General features: G+C 62.0%; 17 protein-coding genes and 1 other RNA gene. All 18 read left to right on the top strand.

Going from position 1 to position 19,803, the window contains the following annotated elements:
* The first annotated feature begins 291 nt into the window (after nt 1–291).
* The 18 genes from HJC00_RS10895 to murB all read left to right on the top strand — a co-directional run bounded on the left by HJC00_RS10895 (nt 292) and on the right by murB (nt 19,801).
* Nucleotides 292–999 (top strand): DnaJ family molecular chaperone, encoded by a 708-nt coding sequence (locus HJC00_RS10895; protein ID WP_210630604.1) that lies wholly within the window; start codon nt 292–294, stop codon nt 997–999.
* Nucleotides 996–1,757: an N-acetylmuramoyl-L-alanine amidase gene (locus tag HJC00_RS10890; protein WP_221145572.1), complete on the top strand. Its 762-nt coding sequence runs from the start codon at nt 996–998 to the stop codon at nt 1,755–1,757. The genes HJC00_RS10895 and HJC00_RS10890 overlap by 4 nt, the downstream gene beginning before the upstream one ends.
* Nucleotides 1,758–2,020: 263 nt before the next feature.
* Nucleotides 2,021–2,548 (top strand): lytic transglycosylase domain-containing protein, encoded by a 528-nt coding sequence (locus HJC00_RS10885; protein WP_210630606.1) that lies wholly within the window; start codon nt 2,021–2,023, stop codon nt 2,546–2,548.
* 115 nt (nt 2,549–2,663) lie between these two features.
* The gene (locus tag HJC00_RS10880) at nt 2,664–3,851 is read left to right on the top strand and encodes an FAD-binding oxidoreductase (RefSeq protein ID WP_210630607.1); all 1,188 of its coding nucleotides are present in this window, start codon (nt 2,664–2,666) and stop codon (nt 3,849–3,851) included.
* Between the two features lie 10 nt (nt 3,852–3,861).
* A complete protein-coding gene (locus HJC00_RS10875) occupies nt 3,862–5,037 on the top strand; it encodes an FAD-binding oxidoreductase (protein WP_210630608.1) in 1,176 nt (391 codons plus the stop codon).
* Between the two features lie 56 nt (nt 5,038–5,093).
* An RNA gene (gene rnpB, locus HJC00_RS10870) (RNase P RNA component class A) lies at nt 5,094–5,491 on the top strand.
* A 412-nt stretch (nt 5,492–5,903) separates the two neighbouring features.
* Nucleotides 5,904–6,341, top strand: coding sequence for a division/cell wall cluster transcriptional repressor MraZ (gene mraZ, locus HJC00_RS10865; protein WP_221102475.1), 438 nt, complete (start codon nt 5,904–5,906; stop codon nt 6,339–6,341).
* Nucleotides 6,342–6,358: 17 nt separating this feature from the next.
* A complete protein-coding gene (gene rsmH / locus HJC00_RS10860) occupies nt 6,359–7,384 on the top strand; it encodes a 16S rRNA (cytosine(1402)-N(4))-methyltransferase RsmH (RefSeq protein ID WP_221122656.1) in 1,026 nt (341 codons plus the stop codon).
* A gap of 1 nt (nt 7,385) precedes the next feature.
* The gene (locus HJC00_RS10855) at nt 7,386–7,874 is read left to right on the top strand and encodes a hypothetical protein (RefSeq protein ID WP_210630611.1); all 489 of its coding nucleotides are present in this window, start codon (nt 7,386–7,388) and stop codon (nt 7,872–7,874) included.
* Nucleotides 7,874–9,631, top strand: a complete 1,758-nt coding sequence (locus HJC00_RS10850) for a penicillin-binding protein 2 (RefSeq protein ID WP_221122657.1) — start codon at nt 7,874–7,876, stop codon at nt 9,629–9,631. Before HJC00_RS10855 ends, HJC00_RS10850 begins: the two co-directional genes overlap by 1 nt.
* A 6-nt stretch (nt 9,632–9,637) precedes the next feature.
* Entirely contained in the window at nt 9,638–11,158 is a 1,521-nt protein-coding gene (locus tag HJC00_RS10845) for a UDP-N-acetylmuramoyl-L-alanyl-D-glutamate--2,6-diaminopimelate ligase (protein ID WP_210630613.1), read from the top strand.
* Nucleotides 11,155–12,588 carry a UDP-N-acetylmuramoylalanyl-D-glutamyl-2,6-diaminopimelate--D-alanyl-D-alanine ligase gene (locus HJC00_RS10840; protein WP_210630614.1) on the top strand — a complete coding sequence of 478 codons (1,434 nt, stop codon included), beginning with the start codon at nt 11,155–11,157 and terminating at the stop codon, nt 12,586–12,588. Before HJC00_RS10845 ends, HJC00_RS10840 begins: the two co-directional genes overlap by 4 nt.
* Nucleotides 12,589–12,610: 22 nt before the next feature.
* Complete coding sequence (mraY, locus tag HJC00_RS10835; RefSeq protein ID WP_210630615.1) at nt 12,611–13,711, top strand: phospho-N-acetylmuramoyl-pentapeptide-transferase; 1,101 nt, start codon at nt 12,611–12,613, stop codon at nt 13,709–13,711.
* A gap of 7 nt (nt 13,712–13,718) precedes the next feature.
* Nucleotides 13,719–15,131: a UDP-N-acetylmuramoyl-L-alanine--D-glutamate ligase gene (murD, locus tag HJC00_RS10830; protein WP_221124058.1), complete on the top strand. Its 1,413-nt coding sequence runs from the start codon at nt 13,719–13,721 to the stop codon at nt 15,129–15,131.
* A gap of 1 nt (nt 15,132) precedes the next feature.
* The gene (gene ftsW / locus HJC00_RS10825) at nt 15,133–16,287 is read left to right on the top strand and encodes a putative lipid II flippase FtsW (RefSeq protein WP_184459238.1); all 1,155 of its coding nucleotides are present in this window, start codon (nt 15,133–15,135) and stop codon (nt 16,285–16,287) included.
* A 6-nt stretch (nt 16,288–16,293) separates the two neighbouring features.
* Nucleotides 16,294–17,418, top strand: coding sequence for an undecaprenyldiphospho-muramoylpentapeptide beta-N-acetylglucosaminyltransferase (murG, locus tag HJC00_RS10820; protein ID WP_221164008.1), 1,125 nt, complete (start codon nt 16,294–16,296; stop codon nt 17,416–17,418).
* Nucleotides 17,415–18,830 (top strand): UDP-N-acetylmuramate--L-alanine ligase, encoded by a 1,416-nt coding sequence (murC, locus tag HJC00_RS10815; RefSeq protein WP_210630618.1) that lies wholly within the window; start codon nt 17,415–17,417, stop codon nt 18,828–18,830. The genes murG and murC overlap by 4 nt, the downstream gene beginning before the upstream one ends.
* A complete protein-coding gene (gene murB / locus HJC00_RS10810) occupies nt 18,827–19,801 on the top strand; it encodes a UDP-N-acetylmuramate dehydrogenase (RefSeq protein WP_064810823.1) in 975 nt (324 codons plus the stop codon). Before murC ends, murB begins: the two co-directional genes overlap by 4 nt.
* Nucleotides 19,802–19,803 lie beyond the last annotated feature (2 nt).

The following is a 19,803-nucleotide window of genomic DNA, read 5'->3' as shown; positions in this document are numbered from 1 at the left end:
CTTTCTGCCGAGTTGAACGGCAAAGGCGGCGGGAAGCGCGATATAATCGTTTCAAGCCCGAGCTGCCGCCGGGAACTGTTTGTGGAAATCGGCGGTCAAGCATTGAGCGAGCGTGGTGCGGCAACCCCTCTCACGGCGGATCCGGCGAACCGGTCGATCGCTTGCTGCAGTGCAATAATTACTGAATCGTGAAAACTGTTTTCGATGCTACGACCAATAGTCGCCTTGCAAAGGCTACGATTCTTTGGTCAAGCTGATTGCTCATACTTGGCACGCTTACGAGAGATTTCGATGTCCTTCTGGGAAAAATTGTTGAATGCCATTGGCAATACCGCGGGCAATGCGCTCTCCGCGGTGGTCGAGGCTATTCGAACGGTTTTCGAAGGCGATCCCGAGACCCGGCGCAAAGTGGCTTTCTCCGTGGCGATCATTGCGCTTTCGGCCAAGATGGCCAAGGCCGACGGCATCGTCAGCGAGAAAGAGGTCGAGGCTTTCCGCGAGATCTTCGAATTTCCCGAGGACCAGGCCAAGAATGTTGCCAGGCTCTATAATCTCGCACGCCAGGATGTCGCCGGCTACGAAGCCTATGCCGAGCGGCTTTCGACGCTCTGCGTCACCTGCGCGGCCAATTGCCCGGTCTTGGAAGACGTGCTTGACGGCCTGTTCCACATTGCCAAGGCCGATGGGCTGATTCACGAGAAGGAGCTGAATTTCCTCGGCCATATCGCCGAGATCTTCCAGATGAGCGAGACTCGTTTCGAGCAGATCGCAGCTCGCCATGTCTCGTCCGGCGGCGATCCCTACAAGGTGCTCGGCGTGTCGCCTTCCGACGATTTTCCGACGATCCGCCGCCGTTACCGTGGCCTGGTCAGCGAACATCATCCCGATCGACTGATCTCGCGCGGGGTGCCGAAGGAGTTTCATTTGATCGCCAATGAGCGCATGGCGGCGCTGAACGCAGCATATGCGGCGATCGAGAAGGAACGCCGCGCCGCATGACCTCTTTCGAGGCCGATTATCGAGGCGCTTGCGTGCGGCCTTCGCCCAACCGAGGCGAGCGGGCGGGCGGGCGTCGTCCCGATATGATCCTCCTGCATTATACCGGGATGCCGACGGCCGATGGCGCGCTCGACTGGCTGTGTCGGGAAGAGAGTCAGGTTTCCAGCCATTATTTCGTGCATGAGAATGGCGAGGTGATCCAGCTTGTGCCGGAGGCGCGGCGCGCCTGGCATGCCGGCAAGAGCAACTGGCACGGCGAGAGCGATATCAATTCGCTGTCGATCGGCATTGAAATCGCCAATGCCGGCCATCCCGGCGGTCTTCCCGATTATCCGAAAGAGCAGATCGCAGCAGTCATCGAATTGTGTCGTGACTGTGTCAAACGTTGGTCGATTGTGCCGGAAAGAGTGCTCGGGCATTCCGATGTCGCACCGATTCGCAAGGTTGATCCTGGCGAGAAATTCCCTTGGGCCGAGCTTCATCGGGCGGGTGTGGGCCATTGGGTCGAGCCGGCGACGATCACCGGCGGGCGTTTCTTCCAGCGCGGGGACGCCGGCCAGCCGGTGGAAGCGCTGCAGTCAATGCTGTCGCTTTACGGTTACAGCACTGAAATTACGGGCAAATTCTCCGAAAAGACGGCCGGCGACGTGGAAGCCTTCCAGCGCCATTTCCGGCCCGAACGGGTGGACGGGATCGCCGATTTCTCGACGATCGACACGCTGCACCGGCTGCTGTCGGCGCTACCGCGATTTTCCTGACGGCGGCAGCCGGAATTCCGGGCAGTTTTGCCGTCACAAGCGAGAAATCCGCCCCGCCACATCATTTCCCTATTATCTCCTCATTGCGATGGTCTAAGGACGCCCGCTGAACGGCGCTCGCGGCTGATTTCAAGTGTAACCGTGGCCGCCAAATGAAACGATAAGAATTGCCATGGAGCGCGATCAGTCCTTGATCGCGTGTATCCGGATGACAGCGAGGCGCGCAGTCCCTGCAGTTCTTTGGGTCGGAGTGAAGAAACTATATGAAAGAGTTTATTATTGGTGCTGCGGCATGCCTTGGCATGCTGCTGGCGGGGTATAACTTTGCCTCGGCTAATGATGACTGGGGCGTCAGGGCCGAAACCATCCCGCTGAAAACCGTCGATCGACAGAGCGGCTATGCCATGCCCGATTTCTCCAACAGCATTCCCTATGCTGCGCTGATCAACAAATATGCGGCTGAATACAACGTTCCGGTGGCGCTCGCCCAGGCGGTCGTTCGCGTCGAGAGCAATTTCAATCCGAAGGCACGCGGCAGCGCCGGCGAAATCGGCCTGATGCAGATCAAGCCGGCAACGGCCAGGATGATGGGATATTCCGGCACGCGCAAAGGCCTGTTCGATCCCGAGACCAACATCAAATACGGCATGAAGTATCTGGCGGCCGCCCACCAGCTCGGCGGCGGGCAGACCTGCAACACCATCCTCAAATATAATGCCGGCCATGGCGCAACGCGCATGAATCCGGTGTCGAAGACTTATTGCGGCAAGGTCCTGGCGATGCTCGACTGAGCCGCCGCGCGGCTCGGAGGGAAATCTTCCGCTGCTGTTTTTGTAATATGAATCGGGACGCTCGCCGTGATATCCCACCTCGAAACGAGGTGGTCACCTCGATATGAGGTGAGATATGGCAGTCGATTTCAGGTTCATCGTCATCGGGCGCGGCATGATGGGAGCGGCGGCCGCACGGCATCTCTCTTCCATGGCCGACGGCGTCGCGCTGATCGGCCCTTCGGAGCCGGAGGATCGCAAGGTCCATCACGGCGTTTTTGCCAGCCATTATGACGAAGCGCGCATTACCCGCACCTTCGACGGCAATCTCGCCTGGGGAACTTTCGCCGCGCGGGCGCTCCGGCGCTACCGCGACATCGAGGCGAAGAGCGGCATTTCCTTCTTTTCGGAAGTCGGATGTCTTTTTGCCGGTCCCCCACCGAAGGACGAGCAGGACTTTCTTCTGAGGGCGCTGACCGTCAGCGAGACGCTCGGCAGCGATATCGAGATCGTCGCCCCGGCGGAACTCGACCGGCGTTTTCCCTATCTTGCCGTCGGCCCTGATTTCAGCGGATATTTCGAGCGCAAGCGCGCCGGGCACATCAATCCGCGGGCGCTGGTGCGCGCACAAGCCAGGCTTGCCGAACAGGGCGGCGTCTCGCTGATCGAGGCGACCGCGACGTCGGTGCGCGACACAGGTTCCCATGTCGAGGTGACGGCCGGTGACAGAAGCTATAGCGCCGAGCGCGTATTGGTCGCGGCCGGCGCTTTCAGCAATTTCCATGCCCTGCTGCCGCGTCCCGTCGATTTGAGAGTGATGGCGCGTACCGTTGTCTTCTACGAAATCGGCGACCGCGAAATGGCGATTTTCGGCGACATGCCATCGACCATCGTGCTCGGCGACCGGGAGGAGGACCACATCTATATTCTGCCGCCGGTGCGTTATCTGGACGGCAAGATCTATCTGAAGCTTGGCGGCGATACCGAGGCGCTTTCCTTCAGCCGGCTGGAAGAGGCCGGCACGTGGTTCCGTTCCGACGGCAGTATGGCCGAGCGCGATCATCTCTCGCGCATCGCCCTGCGACTGATGCCGGAGCTTGCCGGATGCCCGGTCACGTCGGCTCCGTGCGTGGCGAATTTCACCCCGACCGGTTATCCTTACGTCGGCTTCACGCCGTCGCCGCGGATCGCGGTGCTGACTGGCGGCAATTTCGTCGCGGCCAAATCTTCCGACGAACTCGGGCGTCTCGGCGCCGTGCTTCTCAGGGAAGGGCGGCTCGGGGATGAGGATTTCGGCCGCGAGCTGACGCCGGTCTTCGCTTGAGAGGGATATCATGGCAGTCGATTTCAAATATATCGTCGTCGGCCGCGGGCTGATGGGAGCCGCCGCCGCGCGGCATCTGGCGCGGCAGACGGATGGTGTCGCGGTAATCGGCCCGGACGAGCCTGACGATCGCAAGGCGCATGAAGGCGTTTTCGCCAGCCATTACGACGAGGGGCGCATTACCCGCACCATCGATCCCGACCGCAACTGGGCGCTGCTCGCCAATCGCTCGATCGGTCGCTACGGCGAGATCGCGAACGAGAGCGGCATCGACTTCTATCGGGAGGCCGGCTGCGTCGTCGTCGCGCCTGATAGAGGCGATTATCTCGAAAGGACTCGGCAGGCCGCCGTTTCGCTCGGCATCGAGACCAGGCTTCTGGACGCGGGCGGATTGAAGACCGCATTTCCCTTCTTTGCCTTTCCCGCCGGCAGTGCAGGTGTGTTCGAGGCGAGGGGCGCCGGACATATCAGCCCGCGCAAACTGGTCAAGGCACAATCTCTGCTGGCAGAAAGGGCAGGCGCGACTGTCATCCGAGATCATGTGGTCTGGATCCGCGAGGAGGACGGGCTAGCGAGCGTCAAGACTGCCGGGGGCCTCAGCTATCGCGGTGAAAAGGTGCTGCTGGCAGCGGGCGGATTTTCCATTGCCGAAAATCTCTTGCCACGGCCTGTTGCCATGACGGTTTATGGCCGGACCGTAACGCTGTTCGAGATCGGCGAGGCTGATGCGCTCCGCCTTGCGGCGATGCCGTCGCTCATTCTCGACGTGCCCGGCACCCATATCTATCTGCTGCCGCCGATCCGTTATCCCGATCGCAAATTCTACCTGAAGATTGGCGGCGATCCCGACGATCTGATCTTACACAACGACATCGAGATGCGGGCCTGGTTCAAGACCGAAGGGCGAGAGAGCGTGCGCTCGCATCTGCAGCGCTTCGTCGCCGACCTTGTGCCCGATATGGCGCCGCTGTCGATTTCGACGGCCGCCTGCGTCGTCTCCTATACGGAAAGCGGCTATCCGATGATCGGCTATACCTCTTCGCCTGCGATCGCGGTGCTGACGGGCTGCGCCGGCACCTCGGCGAAGAGTTCGGACGAAATCGGCAGACTCGGCGCGGAGCTGCTTTTGTCGGGCAGAATCAGCGAACAGGGCTACTCCACGGATTTCACACCTAATTTCCGTTAGGGCTGTCCCCTATATTTCGGTGGCATTTACGGGCTCTCTCGTTTATGGGAGCCCTGCCAGTTGGCCGGGCAGCCGCGCTTTACCAATGCCGAAAGGCGGTAAGGTGAGGAAAGTCCGGGCTCCACGGAAACACGGTGCCGGATAACGTCCGGCGAGGGCGACCTCAGGGAAAGTGCCACAGAAAGCAAACCGCCTGTCAAGACAGGTAAGGGTGAAAGGGTGGGGTAAGAGCCCACCGCATCTCCGGCAACGGATATGGCACGGTAAACCCCACCGGGAGCAAGACCGAATAGGGATGACGTGGAGGGCCGAAAGGCTCTCCGGCCGGTTTCCAGGCCAGTCATCCGGGTGGGTTGCGTGAGGCAGCGTGCGAGCGCTGTCCCAGAGGAATGGCTGCCACGTTCCGGTTCGCGCCGGAGCCATACAGAACCCGGCTTACAGGCCAACTGGCGATTAACATCCGAGCTGCGGCAGGGCCTGGATTTTCAGCCTAAGTCGCTGAAACCGACTGTTTCCAAGCTGATATTCATGCACGTTATGGACGGATTTTAATAAGGCGCAATCAATGCTTGCCATCTGCAAAATGGCTGCGCTAACCCTTTGTTAAACTTAACAGCTTATAAATGTTTGATCATACGTCCGTTGCAAAACGGTCGCATCCCATTGACGCCCATATGGTCCCATGCTATCCCAAATGCGCACTGCACCAGGGCAATCATTTGCCCATTCATCGCAAAGCAAAGGCGCCTTCCTCTCTGGAAGCGTCGGGTGGGATTTGGCTCATCCGGCTTGCGAGGCTGTGCCTGATATTGGGACTTTCGGGCGTCTTTTTGTCCGGCTCCCTGCGGGAACGGATGTTTCGAGTCATGAGCCGCTTCCTTTCGAACGCGACCAACAGGATCGATGCCAAGGGCAGGGTTTCCGTGCCTTCGGCATTCCGTTCCGTGCTGGCGCAGCGCAACGTCCAGGAGCTCTACTGTTTCCAGGACTTTGTGTTTCCGGCGATCAGCGTCGGCGGCTCGGATCTTCTCGAAAGATTCGAGCGGCAGATTGCTGCGGAAGATCCATTTTCGCCGGATGCGAACGCGATGTCGCTTCTGATCCACGGAGGCGGGGTCTTCATGAAGCTCGATGCCGAGGGGCGGCTGATGGTCACGGATTTCATCCGCGACTTCACCGGCATCTCGGACGAAGTGACCTTCGTCGGTCGAGCGGATCATTTTCAGCTCTGGCAGCCGCAGGCATTCTTGGCTGCGCAGGCGCAGGCACGAGGGGAGCGCAAGCTGGCGGGCAAGCGTTCCTAAAGGAACGAGGGAACGGAATGGTGACGAATCCTGGCGGAGGTTCAACTGATGCCGGTGGCGGACCGGTTCGTCACATTCCTGTTCTTCTCAATGAGGTCCTCGCAGCGCTCTCGCCCGCACCCGGCAAGCTCATCCTCGATGGTACATTCGGTGCGGGTGGTTATAGCGCGGCCATCCTCGCGGCCGGCGCCGAGGTGATTGCGCTCGATCGTGATCCCACAGCGATTGCGGCGGGCCAGGCGATGGTTGCCGCTCATGCCGGCCGCCTCCGGCTCATTCACGCGCAGTTCTCGAATCTTGCCGATCATGCGCCGCAGGGCGGGCTTGACGGCGTGGTGCTCGATATTGGCGTCTCTTCCATGCAGATCGATGAGCCCGAGCGCGGCTTCTCCTTCCAGAAGAGCGGGCCGCTCGACATGCGCATGTCGGCAACAGGCGTTTCGGCCGCCGATGTCGTCAATCGCGCCAAGGTCGCGGATCTGATCCGCATCTTCCATTTTCTCGGCGAGGAAAACCAGGCACCGCGAATCGCACATGCGATCGAGAAGCGGCGCGAGGAAAAGCCCTTCGAAACGACGCGCGATCTTGCCGGTCTCATCGAGTTGGTCACTCCGCGCAAGATGAAGGACAAGATCCATCCCGCGACGCGCGTCTTCCAGGCATTGCGCATTTTCGTCAATGACGAGCTCGGGGAGCTGGCGCAGGCATTGTTTGCGGCGGAACGAGCTCTGAAGCCCGGCGGCCGGCTCGTCGTCGTCACCTTTCATTCGCTTGAAGACCGCATCGTCAAGAAATTCTTCTCCGACCGCGCCGGCAAGGCGACCGGCTCGCGGCACCTGCCGGCAGCACATGAGCGGGCGGCGACGTTCACGGCAATCGGCAAGCCGATGGTTTCTGCGAGCGAGGCGGAGGCTGAAGCCAATCCGCGCGCCCGCTCCGCCAAGCTGCGCGCCGGCCTGCGGACAGACGCGGCCGCCGAGGCCGCGGATATGTCGCTCTTCGGGTTTCCCAATCTTGCCTCGCTCGGAAAGCTCGGAGGTTGATATGCTGAAAACATTCGATCTCGTGCTCATCGGCGTCATGACGGCGACTGCCGCCGTCACCTACACGATCAAACATCGCGCCGAATTGAAGCTCGAGGAGGTTCATCGCCTCGAAGCCGAGATCAAGCTCGAGAAGGACACGATCGATCTTCTCAAGGCCGATTGGGCGCTGCAATCGCAGCCGAACCGGCTGGAGCGGCTGGTCAATGCCTACAATGCGGAATTGCAGCTGCAGCCGACGGATTCGACGGCACTCGTGCATGCCAAGGAATTGCCGATGCTGAAATCCGCGGTTCCGGTACCCGACGTAACGGAGGCCAAAGCCGATGCCAAGGGTGCGACGGTCGCCAGCGCCAAAGGCGCGACCGGCAAAGCGCAGCCCGTGCCGATGCCCGCGCCACGCGGCGCAGCACAGCAGCGCGACGCGGCCGAGCAGCGTGGAGTGGTGGCGGATGAAGCAGACGAGATCGAAACGGGGTCGGTGGAATAATGTCGTTTCTTTCCCGCATCATGGTCCTGAAGAGCCAGGCGCATTTCTCCGCCGGCGTCTATAACCGCTTCGGCGGCCCTTCTGCCGGCGTCGCCATCGAGGGGTCGCGCAAGAAGAAGACGGGGCAGGCAAAAAGCCGCGTCGGGCTGCTGATCCTTGGCTTCATGGGTGTCTATGTCGTCATCGGCGGCCGTCTGGTCGAATATGCCATGAAGGATCAGGAGGTCGTCTCCAGCATCCTGCCGCCCGACCGGCTTATGGCCTCGCGGCCCGACATTCTCGATCGCAATGGCGAGGTGCTGGCGACCGACATCCGCACGGTCTCGCTGTTTGCCGAGCCGAACAAGATCGTTGACGTCGATGAGGCGGTCGAGAAGCTTGCAACTGTTCTGCCGGAGCTCGACGTCAGGGACACCTACAAGAAACTTTCGGTCAAGAGCTCGCATTTCGCCTGGCTGCGCCGGCAGCTGACGCCGAAGCAGCAGAGCCAGATCCTGGCGCTCGGCATTCCCGGCATCGGCTTTCGGCCGGAGAAGCGCCGCTTCTATCCCGGCGGCTCGACCGCGGCGCACATCCTCGGCTATGTCAACATCGACAACCGCGGCGTGGCCGGCATGGAGAAATTTATCGACGACCAGGGGCTCGCCGATCTCGCCTCGGTCGGCATGACGAGCGACCAGCCGCTGGAGCCGGTGCGGCTGTCGATCGACCTGCGCGTGCAGAACATCGTTCGCGATGCCGTCGTCAACGCCGTCAACAATTTCCAGTCCAAGGGGGCCGGCGCGGCTGTTATCGACGTGCACACCGGGGAAGTGCTCGGCATGGCATCGGCACCCGACTTCGATCCGAACAATCCGCAGGAGGGCGCCAAGGAAGGCTGGCTCAACCGGATGACGAACGGCACCTTCGAAATGGGGTCGACCTTCAAGACCTTCTCGCTGGCGATGGCGCTCGACAGCGGCAAGGTGAAGATGTCCGACACGTTCGACGCCAGCAAGCCGATCTATATCGGCGGCTTCACCATCCATGACTTTCACGGACAGCGGCGCTGGCTGACCGTTCCCGAAATCTTCCAGTATTCATCGAATATCGGCACGGCGCGCGTCATCGACCTCGTCGGCATCGACGCGCAGAAGGACTATCTGACCAAATTCGGCTTGCTGACGAAGATGCAGACCGAACTGCCGGAAGTGAAGATGCCGAGCCAGCCGCGCGTCTGGAAGAAGATCAATTCGATCACGATTTCCTTCGGCCACGGCGTCTCGACGACCGCGCTGCAGACGGGCGTGGCGGCTGCCGCCCTTGTCAACGGCGGCAAGCTGATCGAGCCGACATTCCTGCCGCGCACCCGCGAACAGGCTGACCAGGTCGCCAAGCAGGTCCTCAAGAAGTCGACCAGCGATGAGATCCGCTATCTTCTCGATTTCAACGGTTACAAAGGGTCGGGACGCGTCGCCCGTGTTCCGGGCTTTGCCGTCGGCAGCAAGACCGGCACGGCGGACAAGGTGGTGAACGGGCGTTATTCCGCGACGCTCAACTTCAACTCATTCATCTCCGCCTTCCCGATCGACAATCCCCAATATGTGGTCATCACCTTCTGCGACGAGCCGAAAACAGGCGAGAAGCAATATGGTGGAACGATCTCCGCCGGTACTGCCGGCCCGATCGCTCGTGAGATCATCCGCCGCGCGGCTCCCATTCTCGGCATCGAGCCGAAATTTGGGGAGGGCGGTTCGGCCTTGCTGGTGTCTTATTGAGTGTGAATGAATACCGACGCCGATTCGCGAGGGGTGAACCGGCTTCAAGAGAGAAAAGTGCGTTCGATGAAATTGCGAGACCTGGCCGGAGATCAGTTTCCGGAACTTGAAGCACAACTGGAAGGCCCGGCAGGCTTGCTTGATATCTCAGGCCTGTCTTCGGACAGCCGCAAGGTGGAACCGGGCAACGCTTTTGTCGCGGTCGCCGGCACCAAGGCGGATGGCGCGGGCTTCATCACGGATGCCGCCGGCCGCGGGGCCGCCGTCGCGATCACCTCCCAGGCTGTCGATGCTCCGATCCCGGTGCTTGCGGTCAAGGAGCCGCGCCGCTTCCTTTCCATTGCCGCCTCCCGCTTTTACGGCAGGCAGCCCGAGACCATGGTCGCCGTCACCGGCACGGCCGGCAAGACTTCCGTCGCCTCTTTCACCCGCCAGATCTGGGCACATGCCGGCCAGGCAGCCGCGATGATCGGCACAACAGGTGTCGTTTCGCCGACGCGCAATGAATATGGCGCACTGACGACGCCGGATCCGGTGTCGCTGCACAAACTGCTGGCGGAGCTCGCCGACGAGGGTGTTACGCATGCCTCGATGGAGGCTTCCAGCCACGGCCTCGACCAATGCCGTCTCGACGGCGTCAGGCTCGCCGCCGCAGCCTTCACCAATCTCGGCCGCGATCACATGGATTATCATCCGACGATCGAGGCCTACATGGCCGCCAAGATGCGGCTTTTCGATACGCTGCTGCCCAAGGGTGCCCCGGCCGTCGTCTTCGCGGACGATCCGTGGTCTGCTCAGGCCATCAAGGCGGCTGCCGATGCGGGTCACGATGTCCGCACCGTCGGGCGCAAGGGGCAATATCTGTCATTGAAACGCGTCGAGCATTTTCGCCACAAGCAGACGGCAGAGATCCATATCGGCGACGAGATCTTCGAGGTGGATATTCCGCTGGCCGGCGATTTCCAGGTCGCCAACGCGCTGGTTGCGGCAGGACTTGCCATGTCCACGGGAGTCGAACCGAAGGTCGCGATGGCGGCGCTCGAGAAACTGGTGGGCGCGTCCGGCCGCCTCGAACTGGTCGGCCATACCAAAGATGGCGCACTCGCTTATGTCGATTATGCCCACAAGCCGGATGCGTTGGAAAATGTGCTGAATTCGGTGAGGCCATTCACCACCGGCCGTGTCGTCGTCGTCTTCGGCTGCGGCGGCGACCGCGACCGCGGCAAGCGGCCGATCATGGGTGAAATCGCCTGCCGCCTTGCCGATGTCGTCATCGTCACCGACGACAATCCGCGTTCGGAGGAGCCGGCTTCGATCCGGGCCGAGATCATGGCGGCAGCAGGTTGCGCCTCCGAGATCGGCGATCGCGCCGCGGCTATCCGCGAGGCGGTCGGCATGCTGAAAACCGGCGATACGCTGATCGTTGCCGGCAAGGGGCACGAGGAGGGGCAGACGATTGGGAGCGTCACACTGCCGTTCTCCGACCACGCGGAGGTGCGCAAGGCCTTGGAGGAACTGCAATCTTGAGCTGGCTCTGGACGACCGAAGACATGATCGCAGCGATGGCGGGGCGCCCCTTCGGCACGCTGCCCGAAGGCATCACCGGCATTTCCATCGACAGCCGCTCGATTAGATCAGGCGAAGCCTTCTTCGCGATCAAGGGCGACCGCGTCGACGGTCACGATTATGCTTCGATGGCAATGGCGAATGGGGCTTCGCTGCTGGTCGTCAGCGAGGCGAGGCTTCCCGCGATGGGTCGCCTGACGGTGCCGATGATTGTCGTCGACGACGTGCTCGCCGCACTCGGCCGCCTGGGACAGGCTTCCCGCGAGCGCTCGCGGGCAAAGATCATCGCCGTCACCGGTTCTGTCGGCAAGACAACCACCAAGGAGATGCTGCGGCACGTGCTGTCGCCGTCGGGCAAGGTGCACGCCTCCGTCGCCTCCTTCAACAATCACTGGGGCGTGCCGCTGACGCTGGCGCGCATGCCTGATGATACGGATTACGGCGTCTTCGAGGTCGGCATGAACCATCCGGGTGAGATCCGGCCGCTGGTGGCGATGATTCGCCCCGATGTCGCGGTCATCACGACGATCGCGCCGGCCCATCTCGGCAATTTCAAGAGCATCAGGGAGATTGCTGCCGCTAAAGCGGAGATCTTCGAGGGGCTCGAGCCCGGCGGCCATGTCGTGCTCAACCGCGACAATGACCAGTTCAATTTCCTTGATCGAACGGCGCAGTCGCTCGGCATCGAGCATATTCATTCCTTCGGCCAGCATGCCAAGGCGGAATTCCGGCTCGCGGAATTCAACGGCTCGGACGAGAATTCGACGTTGTGGCTGACGATCGGCGGCGAGACGCTGGAGGTCGCGATCGGTGCGCCGGGCCGCCATATCGCCGAAAATGCTCTCGCGGCGCTCGGCGTTGTCAGGATCGTCGGCGCCGATATGGAAAAGGCGATCGGGGCGCTTGGGACGCTGCAGCCGGAAAAGGGCAGGGGCAAGCGCCACCGGCTGTCGATCGGCAGCGGCAGCTTCACGCTGATCGACGAGAGCTATAACGCCAATCCCGCTTCGATGCGCGCGGCGATCGCACTGCTGGCGGCCTCCGAGCCGACCGGCCGCGGACGCCGTATCGCCGTGCTCGGCGACATGCTCGAGATGGGCGAGTATGCTCAGAAGGTCCATAGCGATCTCGCCGTGCCGCTACTTGCGGCCGGCATCGAACATGTCTGGCTCGCAGGAGCAGAGATGGTGGCGCTGAAGGAATCGCTGCCGGAAAGCGTCCAGGTCGAATATAGCGAGAGGACGGACGAATTGGCGAAATATGTATTGAACTCGGTCGCACCGGGCGACGTGTTGATGGTGAAATCGTCTCTGGGCATCGGTTTCGGCAAGATCGTCGCCGCGCTCCTTGACAAGTTCCCAGCATTTGCCGACACGCAACGCGAACTTTGATCGGGTAAACAAGGGGCCCTGAATGCTGATCTGGCTTGTCGAACTGTCGGAATATTTCAAATTTCTGAATCTGTTCAGATATATCACTTTCCGCACAGGGGCCGCTCTCTTCACCTCCGCATTGATTGTTTTCCTGTTCGGGCCGACGATCATCAATTCGCTGCGCATCCGGCAGGGCAAGGGGCAACCGATCCGCGCGGACGGGCCGCAGACGCATTTCAAGAAGGCCGGCACGCCGACCATGGGCGGGCTGATGATCCTGGCCGGCATCGTCGGGGCGTCGCTGCTCTGGGCCGATCTTTCCAACGTCTATGTCGTCGCCACCTTGCTGGTGACGCTGGGCTTCGGCGCAATCGGCTTCTATGACGATTATCTCAAGGTGACCAAGCAGAGTCACAAAGGCTTTTCCGGCAAGGCGCGTCTCGGCATCGAATTCGTCATCGCCGGCATCGCGGTCTATTTCATGATGCGCACGGCCCTTGCATCGGGGACCGCCGGTTCGACCTTCGGTTCCTCCATCGCTTTTCCCTTCTTCAAGGACTTCCTGATCAATCTCGGCATCATGTTCGTCGTCTTCGGCGGCTTCGTCATCGTCGGCGCCGGCAATGCCGTCAATCTGACCGATGGCCTCGACGGGCTTGCCATCGTGCCAGTCATGATCGCTGCCGCCTCCTTCGGCGTCATCGCCTATCTCGCCGGCAATGTGGTGTTTGCGAACTACCTGCAGATCAATTTCGTGCCCGGCACCGGTGAGCTCGCCGTCGTGCTCGGCGCCGTTATTGGCGCCGGCCTCGGCTTCCTCTGGTTCAACGCGCCGCCGGCCGCCATCTTCATGGGCGATACCGGCTCGCTTGCGCTCGGCGGCACGATCGGCACCGTTGCCGTCGCCACCAAGCATGAGATCGTCATGGCGATCATCGGCGGCCTCTTCGTCATTGAGACGCTGTCGGTCATCATCCAGGTCGGCTTCTTCAAGATGACCGGCCGGCGCGTCTTCCTGATGGCGCCGATCCATCATCATTTCGAGAAGAAGGGCTGGACCGAGAGCCAGGTGGTGATCCGCTTCTGGATCATCGCCGTCGGCCTGGCCCTGCTCGGCCTTTCGACGCTGAAGCTCCGGTGAGGCGGCGATGATCCCCGCCACGACGCTCAAGGACAAGAAGGTCGCGCTCTTCGGGCTCGGCGGCTCCGGTTTTGCGACTGCTCACGCGCTCGTCGCGGGCGGCGCCGAGGTGACCGCGTGGGACGACAATCCCGACAGCGTCGCCAAGGCTTCGGCGGAAGGCATCCGGACGGAGGATCTGCACGTCATCGACTGGAGCCAGCAGGCGCTGTTCGTGCTGTCCCCCGGCGTGCCGCTCACCCATCCCAAGCCGCACTGGACCGTCGACCTCGCGCGGGCGGCCGGCGTCGACATCGTCGGCGACGTCGAGCTCTTCGTGCGCGAACGCCGCGCCCATGCGCCGGATTGCCCCTTCATCGCCATCACCGGCACCAACGGCAAGTCGACGACGACGGCGCTGATCGCCCACATCCTGAAATCCGCAGGCTACGACACTCAGCTCGGCGGCAATATCGGCACGGCGGTGCTGACGCTCGATCCGCCGAAGGCGGGGCGTTATTTTGTCATCGAATGCTCTTCCTATCAGATCGATCTGGCGCCGACGCTGAACCCCTCCGCGGGCATCCTGCTCAACCTGACGCCCGATCATCTCGACCGCCATGGCACAATGCAGCACTACGCCGACATCAAGGAGCGTCTGGTCGCCGGCAGCGATGTCGCAGTCGTCGGCATCGATGACAGCCATTCGGCGCTGATCGCCGACCGGATCGAGCGGGCAGGTGTCAAGGTGGTCCGGATTTCGCGCCGCAACGTGGTGGCTGAGGGCATCTATGCCGAGGGCACTACGCTCGTTAAGGCCGGCGGCGGCGCCATGCTGCCCTTTGCGGAGATCGACGGCATTCAGACGCTGCGCGGCAGCCACAATGCCCAGAATGCCGCCGCGGCCGTTGCCGCCTGCCTTGCCGTCGGGGTTTCCGCCGACGACATTCGTTCGGGCCTTGCCTCCTTTCCCGGCCTCAAGCACCGTATGCAGCCTGTGGGCAAACGAGGCCGCGTCGTTTTCGTCAACGATTCCAAGGCGACCAATGCCGATGCCGCGGCGCCGGCGCTTTCGAGCTATGATCGCATCTACTGGATCGCCGGCGGCCTGCCGAAGGCTGGCGGCATCACGACGCTCGTGCCCTATTTCCCGCGCATCGCCAAGGCCTATCTGATCGGCGAGGCGGCAGCGGAGTTCGCCGCCACACTCGGCGAGGCCGTGCCCTACGAGATCTCCGGCACGCTGGAGCGCGCAGTCGCACATGCGGCGGCCGATGCGGAGCGCGACGAAGCTGCTGCTTCCGCCGTGATGTTATCCCCGGCTTGCGCAAGCTTCGACCAGTATAAGAACTTCGAAGTCAGGGGCGATGCCTTCGTCAGCCATGTGGCCGCCCTTGACGGAATGATGATGCTGATCGGTCCGGCAACAGGAGAGAGATGACATGGTAAGCCGCGCGGAACGTGGGCCTCTGGCCGATTGGTTCTGGACCATCGACCGCTTCTTCCTGGCGATGTTCATATTCCTGATGGGCATCGGGTTCATGCTGTCGTTTGCGGCATCTCCAGCTGTTGCCGAGCGCATCGGGCTCGAACCCTTCCATTTCGTCAAGCGTCATGCGGCCTTCATGATCCCGTCGATCGCCGTCATGCTCGGGCTGTCGTTCCTGACGCCGCGCCAGGTGCGGCGAACCGCGATCCTGCTCCTGATCATTTCGCTCGCCATGATGGTGCTGGTTCTCTTCGTCGGCCAGGAGGTCAAGGGCGGCAGGCGCTGGATCTGGATCGCCGGCCTTTCAATCCAGCCGTCGGAATTCATGAAGCCCGCTTTCGTCGTCGTCTGCGCCTGGCTGTTTGCCGAGCATGCGCGTCAGCCTGAAATCCCCGGCAATCTCTTTGCCATCATTCTGTTCGGCATCGTTGCGGCGCTGCTGGTCGCGCAGCCCGACCTCGGTCAAACCATCCTGACGACCGCCGTCTGGGGTGGCATGTTCTTCATGGCCGGCATGCCGTGGATCTGGATCATGCTGCTCGGCATCGGCGGCGCCGGCGGTCTGCTCAGCGCCTACTACGTCTTTCCGCACGTTGCGCTGCGCATAGACAAGTTCATGACCGGCGAAGGTGACACGTTCCAGATCGACACGGCGCGTGAGGCGATCATCCGCGGCAGCTGGTTCGGTCAGGGGCCGGGCGAAGGCATCGTCAAGCGTATTATCCCGGATGCGCATACCGACTTCATCTTCTCGGTCGCGGCCGAGGAATTCGGCATCGTCTTCTGCATGGCGCTCGTTGCGCTGTTTTCCGCGCTGGTGCTGCGCGGCCTCTCGCATGCCTATCGCGAGCGCAATGATTTCAACCGCTTTGCCGTCGCTGGCCTCGTGCTGCAGATGGGCATTCAGTCGATTATCAACATCGGCGTCAATCTTGAACTGCTGCCGGCGAAGGGGATGACGCTGCCGCTGATTTCCTACGGCGGCTCGTCCATGGTGGCGATCTGCGTCACCGCCGGCTTCATTCTGGCGCTGACGCGCCACCGCCCGGAAAAACGTGCGCAGGACCGGAGCCTCTTCCGCGTCCCGCACGGCATGCCCGCGGAGTAAGAGGTCATGAGCAAAGGCATCGTGCTGCTTGCCGCCGGGGGGACCGGCGGCCATGTGTTCCCGGCGGAGGCGCTGGCCTTCAAGCTGAGGGAGCGTGGTTATTCGGTGCATCTCGTCACTGACAGCCGGGCCGAACGCTACGCCGGCAAGTTCCCGGCCGAGGAGATCCATGTCGTGCCGTCGGCGACGATCGGCTCGAAGAACCCCGTTGCCGTCGCCCGCTCGCTGTGGACACTGTGGAGCGGCATTCGAGCGGCCAAAAGGCTGATCCAGCGGCTGAAGCCGGTGATTGTTGTCGGCTTCGGCGGTTACCCCACCGTGCCGCCGCTGCTGGCCGCGACGCGGCTCGGCGTCGCCTCGATGCTGCATGAGCAGAATGCGGTCATGGGCCGCGCCAACAAGGCGCTGGCGCCGCGCGTCAGGGCGATTGCCGGCGGCTTTCTGCCGGAAAGTGGCGATGCTTTTTCCGATAAGACGGTTGCAACAGGCAATCCCGTGCGCCCGGCAATTCTTGCCGCAGCCGAGCAGCCTTACACGCCGTCGCATCCCGGTGAGCCCTTCAATCTCGTCGTTTTCGGCGGCAGCCAGGGCGCGCAGTATTTTTCCAAGGCCATGCCGACGGCGATCAGCCTTCTCGATGACGGTCTGCGCACACGGCTCAGGGTGACGCAGCAGGTGCGCCCTGAGGATTTGGAAATGGTCAGCGGCTGTGTCGCCAAGCTGGAGATGGGAGCCGACATCGCGCCATTTTTCAACGATATGGCGGAACGTCTTGCACAGGCACATCTGGTGATCTGCCGCTCCGGCGCTTCGACGGTTTCGGAGATCTCCGTCATCGGACGCCCGGCCATTCTCGTGCCCTATCCGCATGCGCTCGACCATGATCAGGCGGCGAACGCCGCAGCACTGGCTGCGACCGGGGGGGCGAAGGTGATCTCTCAGTCTGAGCTTTCACCTGAGCGTATCGCCTCTATACTGAGCCATGTGATGAACGATCCGGACAAGCTTTCGCAGATGGCGGCGGCGGCCAGGCTCGCCGGGAAACCGAATGCGGCGAACTTGCTTGCCGACATGGTTGAGGCTATTGCCGCCGGCAAGACAGTCTCAGAATTCAAGAGGACACGCGCATGAAACTGCCGAAGGCGATCGGTCTCGTCCATTTTATCGGCATTGGCGGCATCGGCATGAGCGGCATTGCCGAAGTGCTGCACAATCTCGGGCACAAGGTGCAGGGATCGGATCAATCCGACAGCGCCAATGTGCAGCGACTGCGCGACAAAGGCATTGAGGTATTCGTCGGCCATCGCGCCGAAAATCTCGGTGATGCCGAAGTTGTGGTCGTTTCGACGGCGATCAAGAAGACCAATCCGGAACTTATCGCCGCGCGTGAAAAGCTGCTGCCGGTGGTACGCCGCGCCGAAATGCTCGCCGAGCTGATGCGCTTCCGCAATGCGATCGCCATTGGCGGCACCCACGGCAAGACGACGACCACCTCGCTGGTCGCCACCCTGCTCGAAGCCGGCGGGCTCGATCCGACCGTCATCAACGGCGGCATCATCAACGCCTACGGCACCAACGCCCGCATGGGCGAGGGCGAGTGGATGGTGGTCGAGGCCGACGAATCCGACGGCACCTTCCTGAAACTTCCAGCCGATGTCGCCGTCATCACCAATATTGACCCGGAGCACCTCGACCATTATGGCAGTTTCGACGCCGTGCGTGCCGCCTTCCGGCAATTCGTCGAAAACGTGCCGTTCTACGGCTTCGGCGTGATGTGCCTCGACCATCCCGAGGTGCAGGCGTTGGTCGGCCGCATCGAAGACCGCAAGATCATCACCTATGGCGAGAACCCGCAAGCCGACGTGCGTTTCAAGAATGTGCGCATCGACGGCACGCGCTCGATCTTCGACGTCGAGATCCGCCGTCGCCGCACCGGCCAGAGGACCGAGCTCAAGGGGCTGGTCATGCCGATGCCCGGCCGCCACAATATATCGAACGCCACGGCGGCGATCGCGGTCGCCAACCGACTTGGCATCTCGAGTGAAGATATCGCCAAGGGGCTTTCTTCCTTCGGCGGCGTCAAGCGTCGCTTCACTCTGACCGGCGAATGGAACGGGGTGCAGATCTTCGACGACTACGGCCACCATCCGGTGGAGATCAAGGCGGTGCTGAAGGCGGCCCGTGAATCCTGCAAGGGGCGCATCATCGCCGTCCATCAACCGCATCGTTACACGCGTCTCGCGAGCCTGTTCGAGGAATTCGCCGCCTGCTTCAACGACGCCGACAGCATTTTCCTGGCGCCCGTTTATGCGGCAGGCGAGGATGCGATCGAAGGGATCGACTCCATGTCGCTCGTCTCGCGGATTAAATCCGGCGGCCATCGCGACGCCCGCTTCCTCGCTTCGGCGGAGCTTCTGCCGCAAATGGTTGCGGAGGTTGCAAAGCCTGGTGATTTCGTGGTTCTGTTGGGGGCTGGGAGCATCACATCATGGGCGGCAGCACTGCCCAAGCAACTGGAAGGTCTATCGGGAAAGTCCGCATGAAACAGGTGAATGGGGAAAAGCTTCTGGCGTCTCTCGGAGACGGTGTAAAGGATATCCGCGGCCGTATCACGCCGGATGCCCCCATGGATCGCGTCACCTGGTTCAGGGCCGGCGGCCTCGCCGAACTGATGTTCCAGCCGCATGACGTCGACGACCTCATTGCCTTCCTGAAGATATTGCCGGAAGAGGTACCTCTGACGGTGGTCGGCGTCGGCTCCAACATCCTGGTGCGCGACGGCGGCATTCCAGGCGTTGTGCTGCGCCTCTCGGCCAAAGGCTTCGGCTTCGTCGAGCTTGCCGGCGAAAACCGCATCCTCGCCGGCGCCATCTGCCCCGACAAACACGTCGCGGCAATGGCGATGGACAACGGCATCGGCGGCTTCCATTTCTTCTACGGCATTCCGGGCGGTATCGGCGGCGCGGCGCGGATGAATGCCGGCGCCAACGGTGTCGAGACGCGTGAGCGGCTGATCGAGGTTAACGCCGTCGACCGCAAGGGCAACAAGCATGTGCTTTCCAATGCGGAGATGGGTTATTCCTACCGGCATTCAAAGGCACCCGCCGATCTGATCTTCACCTCGGTCCTGTTCGAGGGCTATCCGGAAGATCGCGCCCAGATCCGCGCCGAAATGGACGCTGTACGCAATCACCGCGAGACGGTGCAGCCGGTGCGTGAGAAAACCGGCGGTTCGACCTTCAAGAACCCGCCCGGCCATTCCGCTTGGAAGCTGATCGACGAAGCCGGCTGCCGCGGCTTGGTGATCGGCGGTGCGCAGATGTCATCGCTTCACTGCAACTTCATGATCAACATGGGCCAGGCGACCGGCTATGATCTCGAATATCTCGGCGAGCAGGTTCGCCGTGAGGTCTTCGAGAAAGACGGCATCAAGCTCGAATGGGAAATCAAGCGCCTCGGCGTCTTCATGCCCGGCCGGGAAGTGCGCCCGTTCCAGGGCGTGACGAGCGAATAGGG

Source organism: Rhizobium sp. NLR22b, from assembly GCF_019685295.1.
In the GTDB taxonomy this organism is placed as follows: Bacteria; Pseudomonadota; Alphaproteobacteria; order Rhizobiales; family Rhizobiaceae; genus Rhizobium.
Note: the sequence above shows the minus strand (reverse complement) of the source record. Positions and strands in the feature narration are given on the sequence as shown.

Coding starts and splice junctions, on each gene's coding strand:
- ftsW (WP_184459238.1), top strand. CDS start 15,133: ATGGTAAGCCGCGCGGAACGTGGGCCTCTGGCCGATTGGTTCTGGACC.
- rsmH (WP_221122656.1), top strand. CDS start 6,359: ATGGTGACGAATCCTGGCGGAGGTTCAACTGATGCCGGTGGCGGACCG.
- murC (WP_210630618.1), top strand. CDS start 17,415: ATGAAACTGCCGAAGGCGATCGGTCTCGTCCATTTTATCGGCATTGGC.
- HJC00_RS10855 (WP_210630611.1), top strand. CDS start 7,386: ATGCTGAAAACATTCGATCTCGTGCTCATCGGCGTCATGACGGCGACT.
- mraY (WP_210630615.1), top strand. CDS start 12,611: ATGCTGATCTGGCTTGTCGAACTGTCGGAATATTTCAAATTTCTGAAT.
- HJC00_RS10875 (WP_210630608.1), top strand. CDS start 3,862: ATGGCAGTCGATTTCAAATATATCGTCGTCGGCCGCGGGCTGATGGGA.
- HJC00_RS10850 (WP_221122657.1), top strand. CDS start 7,874: ATGTCGTTTCTTTCCCGCATCATGGTCCTGAAGAGCCAGGCGCATTTC.
- HJC00_RS10885 (WP_210630606.1), top strand. CDS start 2,021: ATGAAAGAGTTTATTATTGGTGCTGCGGCATGCCTTGGCATGCTGCTG.
- HJC00_RS10880 (WP_210630607.1), top strand. CDS start 2,664: ATGGCAGTCGATTTCAGGTTCATCGTCATCGGGCGCGGCATGATGGGA.
- HJC00_RS10845 (WP_210630613.1), top strand. CDS start 9,638: ATGAATACCGACGCCGATTCGCGAGGGGTGAACCGGCTTCAAGAGAGA.
- HJC00_RS10895 (WP_210630604.1), top strand. CDS start 292: ATGTCCTTCTGGGAAAAATTGTTGAATGCCATTGGCAATACCGCGGGC.
- HJC00_RS10890 (WP_221145572.1), top strand. CDS start 996: ATGACCTCTTTCGAGGCCGATTATCGAGGCGCTTGCGTGCGGCCTTCG.
- murG (WP_221164008.1), top strand. CDS start 16,294: ATGAGCAAAGGCATCGTGCTGCTTGCCGCCGGGGGGACCGGCGGCCAT.
- murD (WP_221124058.1), top strand. CDS start 13,719: ATGATCCCCGCCACGACGCTCAAGGACAAGAAGGTCGCGCTCTTCGGG.
- mraZ (WP_221102475.1), top strand. CDS start 5,904: ATGAGCCGCTTCCTTTCGAACGCGACCAACAGGATCGATGCCAAGGGC.
- murB (WP_064810823.1), top strand. CDS start 18,827: ATGAAACAGGTGAATGGGGAAAAGCTTCTGGCGTCTCTCGGAGACGGT.